This window comes from Bradyrhizobium sp. KZN70725 (genome assembly GCF_055264925.1).
In genome coordinates, this window is the sequence record NZ_JBUYWT010000041.1 from 1 (window position 1) to 13,569 (window position 13,569).

General features: G+C 64.9%; 14 protein-coding genes. 3 read left to right on the forward strand and 11 right to left on the reverse strand.

Annotated features, from left to right (window positions below; translation table 11 throughout):
• Window positions 1–432 precede the first annotated feature (432 nt).
• From ACZBJS_RS30020 to ACZBJS_RS30030, 3 genes are read right to left on the reverse strand one after another with little or no spacing between them, the layout of a single operon-like run.
• Entirely contained in the window at window positions 433–996 is a 564-nt protein-coding gene (locus tag ACZBJS_RS30020; RefSeq protein WP_076833421.1) for a VOC family protein, read from the reverse strand.
• 16 nt (window positions 997–1,012) lie between these two features.
• Window positions 1,013–1,876, reverse strand: coding sequence for an SDR family NAD(P)-dependent oxidoreductase (locus tag ACZBJS_RS30025; RefSeq protein WP_057020286.1), 864 nt, complete (start codon window positions 1,874–1,876; stop codon window positions 1,013–1,015).
• A gap of 4 nt (window positions 1,877–1,880) precedes the next feature.
• The gene (locus ACZBJS_RS30030; protein WP_463439631.1) at window positions 1,881–2,438 is read right to left on the reverse strand and encodes a carboxymuconolactone decarboxylase family protein; all 558 of its coding nucleotides are present in this window, start codon (window positions 2,436–2,438) and stop codon (window positions 1,881–1,883) included.
• Window positions 2,439–2,656: 218 nt separating this feature from the next.
• Between ACZBJS_RS30030 and ilvD the strand changes: the two genes are divergently transcribed.
• Complete coding sequence (gene ilvD, locus ACZBJS_RS30035) at window positions 2,657–4,501, forward strand: dihydroxy-acid dehydratase (RefSeq protein ID WP_463439632.1); 1,845 nt, start codon at window positions 2,657–2,659, stop codon at window positions 4,499–4,501.
• Window positions 4,502–4,941: 440 nt separating this feature from the next.
• Here ilvD and ACZBJS_RS30040 read toward each other — a convergent pair whose 3' ends face one another.
• The 4 genes from ACZBJS_RS30040 to ACZBJS_RS30055 form a co-directional block, all read right to left on the reverse strand.
• Complete coding sequence (locus ACZBJS_RS30040; protein WP_028331505.1) at window positions 4,942–5,157, reverse strand: hypothetical protein; 216 nt, start codon at window positions 5,155–5,157, stop codon at window positions 4,942–4,944.
• A gap of 657 nt (window positions 5,158–5,814) precedes the next feature.
• Window positions 5,815–6,864 (reverse strand): hydroxyacid dehydrogenase, encoded by a 1,050-nt coding sequence (locus tag ACZBJS_RS30045; protein ID WP_057020283.1) that lies wholly within the window; start codon window positions 6,862–6,864, stop codon window positions 5,815–5,817.
• A 15-nt stretch (window positions 6,865–6,879) separates the two neighbouring features.
• Window positions 6,880–7,776, reverse strand: coding sequence for an amidohydrolase family protein (locus ACZBJS_RS30050; protein ID WP_316397094.1), 897 nt, complete (start codon window positions 7,774–7,776; stop codon window positions 6,880–6,882).
• 3 nt (window positions 7,777–7,779) lie between these two features.
• Window positions 7,780–8,745 carry a Bug family tripartite tricarboxylate transporter substrate binding protein gene (locus ACZBJS_RS30055; protein WP_463439633.1) on the reverse strand — a complete coding sequence of 322 codons (966 nt, stop codon included), beginning with the start codon at window positions 8,743–8,745 and terminating at the stop codon, window positions 7,780–7,782.
• Window positions 8,746–8,915: 170 nt separating this feature from the next.
• Between ACZBJS_RS30055 and ACZBJS_RS30060 the strand changes: the two genes are divergently transcribed.
• Both ACZBJS_RS30060 and ACZBJS_RS30065 read left to right on the forward strand, forming a co-directional pair.
• On the forward strand, window positions 8,916–9,467 hold the full coding sequence (locus tag ACZBJS_RS30060; protein WP_050405122.1) for a thiamine pyrophosphate-binding protein: 552 nt from the start codon (window positions 8,916–8,918) through the stop codon (window positions 9,465–9,467).
• 8 nt (window positions 9,468–9,475) lie between these two features.
• Window positions 9,476–10,078: a thiamine pyrophosphate-dependent enzyme gene (locus tag ACZBJS_RS30065; RefSeq protein WP_316397096.1), complete on the forward strand. Its 603-nt coding sequence runs from the start codon at window positions 9,476–9,478 to the stop codon at window positions 10,076–10,078.
• A gap of 156 nt (window positions 10,079–10,234) precedes the next feature.
• Here ACZBJS_RS30065 and ACZBJS_RS30070 read toward each other — a convergent pair whose 3' ends face one another.
• The 4 genes from ACZBJS_RS30070 to ACZBJS_RS30085 all read right to left on the reverse strand — a co-directional run bounded on the left by ACZBJS_RS30070 (window position 10,235) and on the right by ACZBJS_RS30085 (window position 13,372).
• Window positions 10,235–11,296 carry a ketopantoate reductase family protein gene (locus ACZBJS_RS30070; protein WP_316397097.1) on the reverse strand — a complete coding sequence of 354 codons (1,062 nt, stop codon included), beginning with the start codon at window positions 11,294–11,296 and terminating at the stop codon, window positions 10,235–10,237.
• A 202-nt stretch (window positions 11,297–11,498) separates the two neighbouring features.
• Window positions 11,499–11,888: a DUF1236 domain-containing protein gene (locus tag ACZBJS_RS30075; protein WP_016842369.1), complete on the reverse strand. Its 390-nt coding sequence runs from the start codon at window positions 11,886–11,888 to the stop codon at window positions 11,499–11,501.
• Between the two features lie 214 nt (window positions 11,889–12,102).
• Window positions 12,103–12,882 (reverse strand): NYN domain-containing protein, encoded by a 780-nt coding sequence (locus ACZBJS_RS30080; RefSeq protein WP_057020277.1) that lies wholly within the window; start codon window positions 12,880–12,882, stop codon window positions 12,103–12,105.
• Between the two features lie 148 nt (window positions 12,883–13,030).
• Window positions 13,031–13,372: a hypothetical protein gene (locus ACZBJS_RS30085; RefSeq protein ID WP_463439634.1), complete on the reverse strand. Its 342-nt coding sequence runs from the start codon at window positions 13,370–13,372 to the stop codon at window positions 13,031–13,033.
• Window positions 13,373–13,569: the final 197 nt, after the last annotated feature.

Consider the following 13,569-nt stretch of genomic DNA (forward strand, 5'->3'; position numbering starts at 1 on the left):
AACTCGCGCCCGTATCAACTGGATGTTCACAACGGACAAAGCTCGCACCAAACTGGGGCGCGCCTATCCAGGCATACCCAAAGAGTCAAAATCACTGTGACGAGCTACTAGAGCTTGAGCAGGTAGTGCTGGAGGAGATTTGACCGCAATAACCGGCAACTTAGTGCCTTGAGGCGTTTTCAGATCGTTCCGTGATCTGGGAGAAACATATTGCTGGCGCTCGCACGAAATAGAGCGCAGCTTTGTCTCTATCACCGCACGGCCTTTCGGCATCTATCGGTGACGAGATCGCTGTCAGTCACCGCGCTCCCGCCTCGCCCCAAGCAAAGCAAGTGGAGCGCGCAATGCCTGAACTGCCACGTTTCGAATCCCATTCTGTCCCGGCACGCATTTGCCTTGGCATTGCAGCTTTCAGTACTGCCGTGCTCGTCCTCATAACCCTTGTGGCGTTTGCGCCATAATACCGCGTCGGCCCACCACGCGGATCGGGTCCGAGCCGTCCCAGGTCGCGGCCACGGTCCTGATCGTCTCGAAGAACCGCCCCTTCGATCCCGAGATGTCTGAGATCTCGATCACGGTGCCGGCATGGCCGGCGGTGTCGAAATAGGCGAAGCGTCCCCTGGGGCCGCCGATCTGGCCTTCATGACCGACCGTGAAGCCTGCCGCGACGGCGCGGTCATAGAGCAACTGGTAGTCCGTGCTCCAGTACGACATGTGCTGCAGGCCCTCGCCGTGGCGCGCCAGAAAATCCAGATACATCGACGGCGCGTCGTTGCGCTGTTGGATCAGCTCGATCTGCAGATCGCCGGAATTGGCCAGCGCGATCGACATCTCGACCGCGGAGTCCACGCCGCGATAGCGGAACCAATCGACCTTGACCGAGGGGATCAGGAAGAATGGCCCGACCCGCAGTGTCTCGGTCCAGAACTTCAGCGCCGCATCGATGTCGCGAACGACGTAGCCGTTCTGACAGACCTTGCCGAACAATGCGCTCATGCGCCCTCCCCGCCGCTCACAAACCGCTGAGCCCGCTGTCGACCGCGAGCGTCTGCGCGGTGACATAGACGCTTTCATCCGACATGAAGAACAGCACGGCATAGGCGATCTCCCACGCCGTCGCCTGACGGCCGAACGGGATATGCCCCTTGCCGCGCGACGGCCGGCCCGCGCCGGCCTCGCGGCCGTTCGGGGTGTCGACCAGCCCGGGATAGACCAGATTGGCGCGGATGCCGCGCCGCGCGCCCGTGTGTGCGATGTTGCGCATCAGGCCGCCGAGCGCGGCCTTGGAGGAATCATAGACCGCCATCTGCGATCCCGCCTTCAGCGCCGCGATCGAGGAAATGAACACGATCGAGCCGCCGTCTTCGAATTTCGGCAAGGCCGCGCGGCAGCACAGCATCGGGCCGCGGACATTGACGTCGTAGATCCTGTTCCATTCCTCCGCGCTGACATTGTCGAGCCCGGTCTTGCCGAAGGTACCGATGTTCAGCACCATGCCGTCGAGCCCGCCCATCGTGCGATGCGCCTCGTCGATCATCCTGATGACGTCGGCTTCCTTGGTGACATCGGCGGCGATCGCGAAAGCGCGGCCGCCGTCAGCAGCGATGCGCGCAACCGTGTCCTCGGCCGAGGCGCGGTTGAGGTCGGCGACCGCGACATGCGCGCCCTCGCGTGCGAACAGCAGGCTCATGGCGCGGCCGTTGCCGATCGGATCGGTGGCGGCATCGAACACCCGCTGGCCGCCGCCGACCACGAGGATGCGGCGGCCGTTGAGCCGCCCCCTGCCCGGCGCGGTGCCGGCCGATTCCGCGCTGAGCGGACTGACATAGCGCTCCGGCTTCGTGTCTTTATTGGCCTCTTGCGAAATCTCCGACATCTCGTCAATCCCGCTTCTTGCCGCCTTCGAACACGGCCATGCCGGCGGCCGGATCGAGATCGGTCTCGGTCGCCTCGGTCAGCCGCGCCATCATCATGTAGAAGCCGAGCGCGACGATCGTCTCGACGATCTCCTGATCGCTGAAATGCTCGCGCACCGCGGCAAAGGCGGTATCGCCGACGCGGACCTTCTCGACCACCTCGCGGCCGAAGCGAAGCAGCGCACGCTCGGCTGCGTTGAGTGCAGCATCGTCGTATTCGCCGCGCTCGACGGCATCGATCTGCGCCTGGGTGACGCCGACACCGAGCGCGATCGGCACATGTTGCCGCCATTCATAGGCGCCGCCCTCGAGCTGCGCGGCCTGCAGGATCAGGAGCTCGCGGTTGACCGCCGACAGCTTCTGCTTGTGCAGGATCGAATTGGCGAGCCGCATCGCCGGGATCATATTGGCCTCGGCATGGGCCATCATGCGGAAGATGTTGAGCTTGACCGGCATGCGGTCGAATGAGGCGCGGATCTCTCCGCCCGTCGTCTCCGGATCAATCAGGGGCAGCCTTGCCACGCGTGTCTCTCCCTTTTTTGCTTGTTCGTTATTCTTGCCGTCGGTGCGACCAGCTAATGCACCGGGCCGACCGAGATCAAGCCGCCCGCGCGACATTGACCGAATTGCGGGGTTCTGCCATGCGGTTCCGCGCTTGAATCCGCATCCACGGGCAGGCATAAGGAGCGCCAACTCCCCTAAAAAATCGCCTTAGCCCAAGGATTTGAGAAGGATTTACGATGCCCGCCTATCGCTCCCGCACCACCACCCACGGCCGCAACATGGCGGGTGCACGCGGCCTCTGGCGCGCCACCGGCATGAAGAACGAGGACTTCGGCAAGCCGATCATCGCGGTGGTCAATTCCTTCACCCAGTTCGTGCCCGGCCACGTCCATTTGCAGAATCTCGGCCAATTGGTCGCGCGCGAGATCGAGAAGGCCGGCGGGGTGGCAAAAGAGTTCAACACCATTGCGGTCGATGACGGCATCGCGATGGGGCATGACGGCATGCTGTACAGCCTGCCCTCGCGCGAATTGATCGCCGACAGCGTCGAATACATGGTCAACGCGCATTGCGCCGACGCGATGGTCTGCATCTCCAACTGCGACAAGATCACGCCCGGCATGCTGATGGCGACGCTGCGGCTCAACATCCCGACCGTGTTCGTCTCGGGCGGACCGATGGAGTCGGGCAAGATCGTGCTCAAGGGCAAGAAGCGCGCGGTCGATCTGATCGACGCGATGGTCGCGGCCGCCGACTCCAACGTGTCGGACGAGGACGTCGCGGTGATCGAGCGCTCGGCCTGCCCGACCTGCGGCTCCTGCTCCGGCATGTTCACCGCGAACTCGATGAACTGCCTGACCGAGGCGCTCGGCCTCGCGCTGCCCGGCAACGGCTCGGTGCTGGCGACCCACGCCGACCGCAAGAGCCTGTTCGTCGAGGCCGGCCATCTGATCGTCGACCTCGCCCGCCGCTACTACGAGCAGGACGACGCCAGGGTGCTGCCGCGCAACATCGCGAACTTCAAGTCGTTCGAGAACGCGATGACGCTCGATATCGCGATGGGCGGCTCGACCAACACCGTGCTGCATCTGCTCGCCGCCGCGCGCGAGGGCGAAGTGCCGTTCACGATGACCGATATCGACCGCCTGTCACGCAAGGTGCCGGTGCTCTGCAAGGTCGCGCCCTCGGTGCAGGACGTCCACATGGAGGACGTGCATCACGCCGGCGGCATCATGGCGATCCTGGGCGAGCTCGACCGCGCCAAGCTGCTCACGACCGACGGGCCGACCGTGCATGCAGCAACGCTGGACGATGCGCTGAACCGCTGGGACGTGGTGCGGACCACAAGCGACAAGGTGCGCAACTTCTATTGCGCCGCGCCGGGCGGCGTGCCGACCCAGGAGGCGTTCAGCCAGGACCGCCGCTTCGACGAGGTCGATCTCGACCGCGCCAAGGGCTGCATCCGCGACGCCGCGCACGCCTATTCCAGGGACGGCGGCCTCGCCGTGCTGTTCGGCAATCTTGCGGAAGACGGCTGCATCGTGAAGACCGCCGGCGTCGACGAGAGCATTCTGAAGTTCTCAGGTCCCGCCCGCATCTTCGAGAGCCAGGACGCATCGGTCGAAGCCATCCTTGGCAACAAGGTGAAGGCCGGCGACGTCGTGCTGATTCGCTATGAGGGACCGCGCGGCGGCCCGGGCATGCAGGAGATGCTGTACCCGACCAGCTATCTGAAGTCGAAAGGCCTCGGAAAGGCCTGTGCGCTGATCACCGACGGCCGCTTCTCGGGCGGATCGTCGGGCCTGTCGATCGGCCACGTCTCGCCGGAAGCCGCCGAAGGCGGCCTGATCGGCCTCGTCGAGGAAGGCGATATCATCGAGTTCGATATCCCGAACCGCAAGGTCAACCTCAAGGTCGACGATGCCGAGCTGAAGCGCCGTCGCGCAGCGATGGAAGCCAAGGGCAACGCGGCCTGGAAGCCGGCAGCGCCACGCAAGCGCGCCGTCTCGACCGCGCTGAAGGCCTATGCGGCGTTCGCCAGCAGCGCGGCCAAGGGTGCGGTTCGCATCCTGCCGGAGTGATCGGGGCGAGCCGGCCGCTTTTGGCTTCGGTCTCGTGGCGGAGTTGCTGCACCTCTCCCGCTTGCGGGGTCGAGACGAGCGAAGCTCGCTCTTAGGTCGACGCGCGACGAGCGACGCGAAGCGTCGTCCGCAGCGCGGCGGGGGTGGGGGCTCTTTCCACAATACGACTCGCGGAGCGAGCCCCCACCCCGGCCCTCCCCCGCAAGCGTAGGGCAATCGCATATGGCCGTTTGAGGTAATCGGAGTTCCCACAAACTCGTCATGGCCGGGCTTGTCCCGGGCATCCACGTCTTCGTTTCCACGCGGAGAAAAGACGTGGATGGCCGGGACAAGCCCGGCCATGACGGCGCGGAGGAATCGGTTCATTCATATGCGATTCCCCTGCCCGCAAGCGGGAGAGGGAGCGCATTGCGGATGTAGCTGGTAGTCGACCTGTGACGTCAGCTCACGTGCAAGTCGGCCGCCTCGATCCGGATGCGGTCGGCATGCAATGACCAGTCGCACAGCGATTGCTCCTGGCAAAACTTGACCTTGGCCATCTCGGTGGCCTGGCCCTCGCTCGAGGCGTCGATCTCAAGCGCACCCTGGCAAACCTCGCGCTCGCGGCCATTGCCGCCGAGCACGTCTTTCATGAAATGAACGACGAAGCGTGACATGGAACCCTCCCTGCTGCACCGGCAGAGCCCGGGGGTACCACGCTAGCACTAACACGAAAGGGTAGTGAGTTAATTCGGCTGATACGCGTGCGACTGTTCGCAGCGGGAAAAGCTACGCGCCGGCCTGGGGCAGGCTGGCGGCGGCGATCGCGACGATCTGCGCAAGACGGCGGCCGATCCTGGCGGGCGCGTTGCGGAGCAATGACTGGACCTGTCGCATGAACCTCTTCCTTCCGTGCCCGGAATGGTCGGGCACAGACGGAAAATGGCGATTTCGGGCTAAGCCGTCGATATCTCAGGGAAAATAACAACGGACGTGTTGCGAGGCGTTCGTTCGGCAGTGGGTTTATTGCCTCGATCGAGGCTGCAACGAAGGAGATTTTCTCCGGTATTTTTGCCCGCGCAACAACGCTCGCACGGCTGGCCGCTTGTGCGAGGGAAGCACCGGCGGAAGAGTTCCCTTCCGCCCTTGCGGGTATTCTCCCCCCGCAAAGCCCAGCGCTTGCACGATTTCTGAATATTGGAAATGTACCCCTGAGTTGCCCGACGCGTCAAGATGCCCGCTCGAACGCCGACAGCCGCCAGCTCCTTTGCATGGGGTTGTTTTCGATATTTTTGACCGCGCGCAGCCGCGGCCCCGCAGGGGCACTGCCGACCCTACCCCGGCATGAACCCGAACGCCTTCTCGAACCGTCTTGCGTAGACCGGCCAGACCTCGGGATTGATGATGCGCGGCGGGCGCTTGCCGTCGAGGGCATCGAGGATCTGCTCGGCGGCGATCCGGCCCATGTTGATGCGCGCCTCGCGGGTGACGCCGGCGGTGTGCGGGCTCGCCAGCACATTGTCGAACTGCAGCAGCGGATGATCCGGCGGCGGCGGCTCCTTGTCCCAGACGTCGAGGCCCGCACCCGCGATTCGCTTTTCACGCAGCGCTTCCTCCAGCGCCTTCTCGTCGTGGATGAAGCCGCGCGCGGTGGTGACGAAATAGGCGTGCGGCTGCATCAGCGCGAACTGGCGCGCGCCGATCATGCCGCGGCTGTTCTTGTCCAGCGGACACGAGATCGAAACAAAGTCCGCGCGACGCAGGAGATCGTCGAGCTCGACCTTCTCCCCGCCCCGCTTTGCCATCTCATCCGCCGTGAGATAGGGATCGTAGGCGATCACCTTCATGTGCAGGAGGCCCCTGCACAGCTCGGCGATGCGGCGGCCGACATTGCCGAGCCCGACGATGCCGACGGTCTTCTCCTTCAGCTCGTTGCCGATCAGGTCGTTGCGGTTGACATTGGCCTCGCGCCGCAGCCTGCGGTCGGACTGGATGATCCGCTTCGACAGCGTCAGCATCATGCCGAGCGCGTGTTCGGCGACCGAATTGGCATTGCCGCCGGACTGGTTGACGACAAGCACGCCCGCCGCGGTGCAGGCATCGACATCGACGGGATCGAAGCCGGCACCATTCGACGACACGATCAGAAGATTCGGCGCACGCTTCAACAGCTCGGCGTGGGCATGGAAATGCGGCGCCAGCTCATCGCGCGCCGCGCCGATCTGATAGGCATGCGCGTCGGCAAGAACCGGCGCGAACGTCGCCTCCGGCGTCTCGTTCTCGAGACGATCGAGCCTGACGTCCGGCCGCTTCTTCAGGATATCGACGTAGATCTCGTGGGCGAGGTATTTGACGTAGAACACGCGCTTGTTGTTGACGGTCATGTCTTCGAGCAGCTTTCAGTTTGGGAAGCCATAGAGTCGTGCGGGATTGTCGACGAGGATACGGTGCCGGGTCGCCGCGTCCGGCGTCCAGTCCTGGAACAGCGTCAGCAGATGGCCGGCGTCGGGCATTTCGCCTTCGACCCGCGGATGCGGCCAGTCGCCGCCCCACACCAGCCGTTCAGGATTGGCTGCGACCAGCGCTTCGTGGAATGGCCGCGCATCGGGATAATCGGGCGCCCGCCGGCTCAGGCGATGCGCGCCCGAGAGCTTGGTCCAGCACCAGCCTTCGTCCACCGCACGCAGCAGGCTCTGAAAGCCCGCGGTGTTGATGCCGGCGGCAGCATCGGTGCGGCCCATGTGATCGACCACGACCGGCAAGCCGAGCGTCTTCAGCGTCGGGATCGTGTCAGGCAAATCCTTCACGTCGATCCAGAGCTGCAGATGCCAGCCGAGTTCGGCCATCACGCCCGCATGCGTCTCGGCAACGTTCAAGGGAATGCCGCCGCGATAGTGCAACTGCCCGCCGCGGAAGAAATGGTTGAAGCGCAGGCCGCGGACGCCGAGCACATGCCATTGCCGCAGCGTGCCTGCCGCCACATCGGCATCGGCCACCGCGACGCCGCGCAGCCGCGCGGGCTCACGCTGCAACGCATCCAGCATCGCCGAATTGTCGTGGCCGTGCGCGCTGCCCTGCACCAGCACGCCGCGGGCGAAACCGAGTGCATCAAGCATGCCGAGATAGGTCGCGAGCGGCGCGTCCGGCGGCGTGTAGCTGCGATCGCCGGCATAGGGGAAGCGGTCAGCCGGCCCGAACACATGCGCATGCGTATCGCAGGCCTTCGGCGGCAGCTTGTCTCTGGGCGGCGTCACCGGACGCGGCGGCAGGCAGGCGGGAATTTTTGACGCGGCCATCGTCTACTCCGCCTTCATGCCGGCGGCCTTGATGATCGGCCCCCATTTGTCGTAGTCGGCCTTGATCTTGGCGGCGAACTTGTCCGGCGTGGAGCCGATCGGGATCGCACCGAGCTTGCCGAGCCGCTCCTTCACGGCATCGGTGTTCACGGCCGCGACGAAATCATGCGAGATCTTGGCGACGAGGTCGGCCGGCATGTTGCCGGGCCCGAGCAGCCCCCACCACACTTCTGTGTCGTAGCCGGGCACGGTTTCCGACATGCTGGGCACGTCAGGCAGGAACGGCGCACGCGAGCCGGTCGTCACCGCCAGCGCGCGAACCGTGCCGGCCTGCAGCTGCCCGACCGATTCCGGTCCGTTGTTGAACGACATCGGAATTTGCGCGCCGAGCAGATCGTTGATCGCCGGCGCGCCGCCCTTGTAGGGGATCGCGTCGAGATCGATCTTGGCGAGGCTCTTGAGCAGCTCGCCGGCCAGATGGGTCGAGGTGCCGTTGCCGGCATGGGCGAAGGACAGCCTGCCCGGCTTCGCCTTCGCCGCAGCGATGACGTCGGCGACCGATTTGAACGGCGAATCCGCGCGCACCAGCAGCACGTTCGGCGACGACGCCAAGAGCGAGATCGGCGAGAAATCCTTGAAGGTGTCGTAGGGCAGCTTTGGATAAAGGAACGGATTGGTGGCGTGGCCGCTCGCCACCATGATCAGATTGTAACCGTCGGGCGCGGAGGTCGCGATCGCCTGCGAGGCGATCACCCCGCCGGCGCCGGGCCGGTTCTCGACCACGATCGACTGCGTCCAGGTCTTCGACACTGCTTCGGCGAGCGTGCGCGTCAGCACATCGACACCGCCGCCGGGCGGATAGGGAACGAGAATATGAACGGCCTTGGCCGGGAACGCCTGCGCGGACGCAAGGCCGGCCACAAAAATGGCCGCTGCCGCAATGGCGGTCCGCCAGACCCATCCGGCCATCGACGCCTCCCGTCCCTTTTTCGTTACGCCTGTATCCCACGTTGGTCCGGCGCTGCGATGGCCGAATTCCGCAGATCGCGTTGCGGCCGCGACATGTTGACAATCGCAGGCACCGCGTCAAGTTTCGTGCGGCAAGCGGCCACCAGCGTCGCACGAGCAGGGAGAACAGGATGGCGGCCGCGGAACAAGCCTCGTCCCAGAAGACGGCGACCACCTGGCACGGCATCGTGCTGCAGACGCTGAAGCGGAACGAGATCAAGCTCGTGCCCTACGTGCCCGACCGGGTGCTGACCACGCTGATCAAGGACCTGCACGCCGATCCCTACTTCACGACATTTCCGACGGCGCGCGAGGAAGAAGCGGTCGGCATCGTTTCCGGTGCCTGGATGGCGGGCACGCGCGGCGCGGTGCTGATGCAGACCTCGGGCTTTGCCACGCTGGCCAATGTGCTGGCCTCGCTCGCGGTGCCCTACCAGATCCCGCTGATCATGTTCGTCTCCGAGCGCGGCACACTCGGCGAGTTCAACTACGGCCAGGCGCTGGTCTGCCGCACCATGCGCCCGGTGCTGGATTCGCTGGCCATGGAGCATCACACCATCACCCGGCTCGACGAGCTCGAATTCATTGCCGACCGCTCGATCAAGCAGGCCGTCACCACCCAGGCGCCGGTGGCACTGATACTCTCGCCGCTGCTGACCGGCGGCAAGACCTTCGACAAGTGAGATCAGCCATGACCAGCACCCCCGCGCGCAACACCAAGGTGATGAACCGCTTCGAGCTCACCCAGCGCCTCGTCGCCGGGCTGAAGGACGAGGCCGTGGTCGGCGGCATCGGCAACACCAATTTCGACCTCTGGGCCGCCGGCCACCGCCCGCAGAATTTCTACATGCTGGGCAGCATGGGGCTGGCGTTTCCGATCGCGCTCGGCGTCGCGCTGGCGCAGCCGAAGCGGCGCGTATTCGCACTCGAAGGCGACGGCTCGCTGCTGATGCAGCTCGGCTGCCTCTCGACCATCGCGACACTGGCGCCGAAGAATCTCACCATGGTGGTAATGGACAACGGTATCTACCAGATCACGGGCGCGCAGCCGACGCCGGCCGCCGGCCATACCGATATCGTTCAGGTCGCAATCGCCAGCGGCATCGCGAGTAGCTCATGGGCCGCCGACGAGGACGATTTCGAGCGACTGATCGAGCAGTCGAAACAGGCCTCCGGCCCAACCTTGATCGGCGTCCGCATCGACGACAAGCCCGGCACCGGCACCACCCGCCGCGACCCCGTGCAGATCCGCGAGCGGTTTATGCATGGGATGGGGGTGAGGCAGCTGCTCTAGATAAGAAGGCGCCTGCGACCGACGCATCCGTCATTGCGAGGAGCTCGCGACAAAATTGCAGAGCAATCTTGCGCTGAAGCGACGAAGCAATCCATGCATCCGCGCATGCGGCTGGATGGATTGCTTCGCTGCGCTCGCAATGACGGCCGTGGCCACTCAATTCAACCTCAGCTCCGTGATGTGCCGCGGATCCGGCGCGAGCTCGCCGCGCTCGACGCGCTTGACGATGTCGGTCAGCGCGGCATTGGCATTGCAGGTGATGCCGAGCTTCTCGCCTTCGCGAACCACGAGCCCGTTGAGGAATTCGATCTCGGTGCGGCGGCCCTTCTGCATGTCCTGGCCCATCGAGGGACGCTGCGCCAATGAGGTGCGCTTGGCATCCTTGAAGCGCTGCTCGTCGCAGGCACGCGTTGCGGCCTCGTCGCCCTCGCCGGCGCGGGCGATGGTCTCGGGCGGCAGATGCAGGATCTCCTCCAGCTGATAACCCTGCGCCTGGCCGACGCGGATCGCCTCGCTGCCGAGCCGGGTCGAGAAGCGGCGCAGCGGTTCGCTTTGCAGCACCTCGCCGCCCGCCAGACCCGTGCAGGCCGAGAGCCCGTTGCCCATCACGTTGGCGACGAGCTTGGACCAGCGCTCGCCCCAGAGATTGGAGGTGACCTTGGCGCTGTCGGAATAACCGACCAGGCGGCAGACTTCCTCCGCCCGCGCGGTGATCCGGCCATGCACCTCGCCGGCGCGAAACACGGTGTGGGCGGCCCCGCCCTTGCCGGCGCCGCGGTGGATATGGCCCGGCTCCGGCAAATTGACGGTGATGCTGCTCGCGATGCAGCCGAGCGTCTTGCCCCAGCCGACGATGCCGGCGATGGTCTCCTCGTTCATACAGTTCTGCAGCGAGACGACGTAACCGTCCGCCGCGAGATATTGCCGGATCAGCATGGTGGCCCAGGCGGTGTCGTAGGACTTCATGCAGACGAAGGCGATGTCGACCGGTTTCTCTTTCGCCAGCTGCTGCGCGTCGGTGACATCAAGCGCGCGCACCGGCACCGAGAATTCCGCGACGTCCATCGCGTGCGTGACGCGCAGGCCGTGCTTGCGCATGTGCTCGACATGCGCGGGCCAGGGATCGATGAAGGTGACGTCCTCCCCCGCCTGCACCATATGCGCACCGGCGTAGCCGCCGACAGCGCCCGCGCCGACGATCGCGATCTTCCGAGCCATGCTTCCATCCCCTGTTCTTGATTGAGACGAACGCTGGCTGCGTCCATCCGTTGCGGATCAGTCTAGGGGATCGCGGCGTCAGGCCAACCGGTCGCTTCATGAAAAAAGCGGGCCTGTGCCATGCCAGTATTCATGGGACTCAGGAAAATCCCCGCGGGCGATGGGCCCGCGAGGATCTTCGTAGTCAGACGTCTCGACGCGATCAGTCGATGATCTTGACGATCCGGCGGGTGCGCGGCTCCACGATCACGCGGCGATCATTGACGACCGCATAGCGATACTCGGTGTAGCGCGGCACCGGGCGCAGCACGACGGTGTCGGGCAGCGGCTCGCCGACGACGACGCGTTCACGCACCACCACCGACGGCTCGTTGCGCGGGATCGACGTGATCACCGCATTCGGAATCTCGAGGCCGGCGCCGACCGCGGCACCCACCGTGCCGCCGACGATCTCGCCGACAGGCCCCGCGATTTCGCCGCCAGCCCGCGCGCCGTTCGCGGCACCCGCCGCGGTCGTGGACTGCGCGAAGGCCGAGCCGGACGCGAGCAGCGACGCAGCAGCGACAAGGGACACAGCAAAACGCTTGTTCATGATTCTCCTCCTCCGAATTGATCGATGCCCCCTCAACATCGCAAGCAACGAGAACGTTCCAGTTCCAACGCTGCAACCCGCGCAACGCCAGTTCCGCGCGCAATTCGCTTGATTCCGGCACGAACGAAAATGCTGCTCCGAACAACCTTCGAAGCAGCATTCATCCTGGGTTCAGATTCAGAGATCGTGCAGAACAGACCGCACTGCGCGCCGTTCATTCCGGCGATTTTTGATCGGCTCGCCGTCTCGGAGCTCGCCGTCTTGGCGGCGGTGCAGCCGCTGGCTTGATGCGAATTCGCATCGTCCCGCCTTTCGACTCGATCTCGAAAGCGTTGGTCCTGCGCACCAGTTCGCCGAGGGTGCGGAAGCCGTAGGTCCTCTGATCGAAATCCGACGCGAAATTGGCCAGCTGCCGTCCGACCTCGCCAAGCGTGACCCAGCCGTCTTCGCTCGCCATCTGGCTGATGACCTTCTTGATGATCGGCGTGGCAGCCTCCGGCGGCTGCAACGGCTGCGCCCGCACGGCGGCATCCTGATTGCTCGGCGCGCCGCCGCGCAGATTCTCGGTATAGACGAACCGGCGGCAGGCCTGCCGAAAACTCTCCGGCGTCTTCTGCTCGCCAAACCCGAACACGTCGATGCCGTGCTCGCGGATGCGGGCGGCAAGCCGGGTGAAATCGCTGTCCGACGACACCAGGCAGAAGCCATCGAACCGGCCGCTGTGCAGCAGGTCCATGGCGTCGATCACCAAGGTGATGTCGGATGCATTCTTCCCGGTCGTATAGGCGAATTGCTGCTGCGGGATAATGGCGTGCTTCGACAGGATGTCGGCCCAGCCCTTGGACCTCGGATTGGAGAAGTCGCCGTAGATCCGGCGCACGCTGGCCTCGCCGATCTTGGCGATCTCCTCGAACAGCCCATCGGCGATCTTTGCAGATGCGTTGTCGGCGTCGATCAGGACGGCCAGACGAGGCGAACGGAGTTCGGAAGGCATGGCATTTCTCGGCTGGGACAGGATGAATGGACAATTCCGCAGACAGCTGCGGAACCGGCGCAGCTGCCGTATCGGAGCACATCGCGCGTCCCAAGCATAGGCGGCATCGCCAAGACGTCGCGGCGATGCCAGCCTAGAGGCGGCGAGGTCAGATCACCTCGCCCAAGTCGATCGCCCGCCTGGCGAACTCGATGGCCTTCTCGGCGGTGATCGCGTCCGCTGTGGTCGTCGCCTCGTCGCGCACTGACGGCGGCGAAGCGATCCGGATCTTCTTGCCGTTTGAACGGCGGATGGTCGCGCGCCAGCGATCCACATCGCGCCGGTAGGCATCGATGACAAAATCCCGATAGGCGACACCGCTCATCAGCGGCTGAATCGATGCCGCTTCGACAGTGAGCGGCCGGCTTGCGATGTCGCGCACCATCTCGACAATCGTCTCGACGGCATGCTCACGCGCGACGCCGGTCGCGTCCCTGAGCAGGTAGTTCACCGCCGCGCCGATCTGCGCCCTCGCGCGATCGTCGCTCGCAAAATCCAGATCGGCCTGAACTGACATGTGGGGAAAACGCCTCCGCCCGACGCAACATCGGATACCTCCAGGCATCCGGCACCTTGCAACTACGTGACGTTTAGTCGGCTCCCCATTAAAGCCGGATTATCCGTTAGCCCCCGATTTCTCGGATGCCG

Coding starts and splice junctions, on each gene's coding strand:
- ACZBJS_RS30020 (WP_076833421.1), bottom strand. CDS start 996: ATGAGCGCATTGTTCGGCAAGGTCTGTCAGAACGGCTACGTCGTTCGC.
- ACZBJS_RS30025 (WP_057020286.1), bottom strand. CDS start 1,876: ATGTCGGAGATTTCGCAAGAGGCCAATAAAGACACGAAGCCGGAGCGC.
- ilvD (WP_463439632.1), top strand. CDS start 2,657: ATGCCCGCCTATCGCTCCCGCACCACCACCCACGGCCGCAACATGGCG.
- ACZBJS_RS30040 (WP_028331505.1), bottom strand. CDS start 5,157: ATGTCACGCTTCGTCGTTCATTTCATGAAAGACGTGCTCGGCGGCAAT.
- ACZBJS_RS30045 (WP_057020283.1), bottom strand. CDS start 6,864: ATGACCGTCAACAACAAGCGCGTGTTCTACGTCAAATACCTCGCCCAC.
- ACZBJS_RS30050 (WP_316397094.1), bottom strand. CDS start 7,776: ATGGCCGCGTCAAAAATTCCCGCCTGCCTGCCGCCGCGTCCGGTGACG.
- ACZBJS_RS30055 (WP_463439633.1), bottom strand. CDS start 8,745: ATGGCCGGATGGGTCTGGCGGACCGCCATTGCGGCAGCGGCCATTTTT.
- ACZBJS_RS30060 (WP_050405122.1), top strand. CDS start 8,916: ATGGCGGCCGCGGAACAAGCCTCGTCCCAGAAGACGGCGACCACCTGG.
- ACZBJS_RS30065 (WP_316397096.1), top strand. CDS start 9,476: ATGACCAGCACCCCCGCGCGCAACACCAAGGTGATGAACCGCTTCGAG.
- ACZBJS_RS30070 (WP_316397097.1), bottom strand. CDS start 11,296: ATGGCTCGGAAGATCGCGATCGTCGGCGCGGGCGCTGTCGGCGGCTAC.
- ACZBJS_RS30075 (WP_016842369.1), bottom strand. CDS start 11,888: ATGAACAAGCGTTTTGCTGTGTCCCTTGTCGCTGCTGCGTCGCTGCTC.
- ACZBJS_RS30080 (WP_057020277.1), bottom strand. CDS start 12,882: ATGCCTTCCGAACTCCGTTCGCCTCGTCTGGCCGTCCTGATCGACGCC.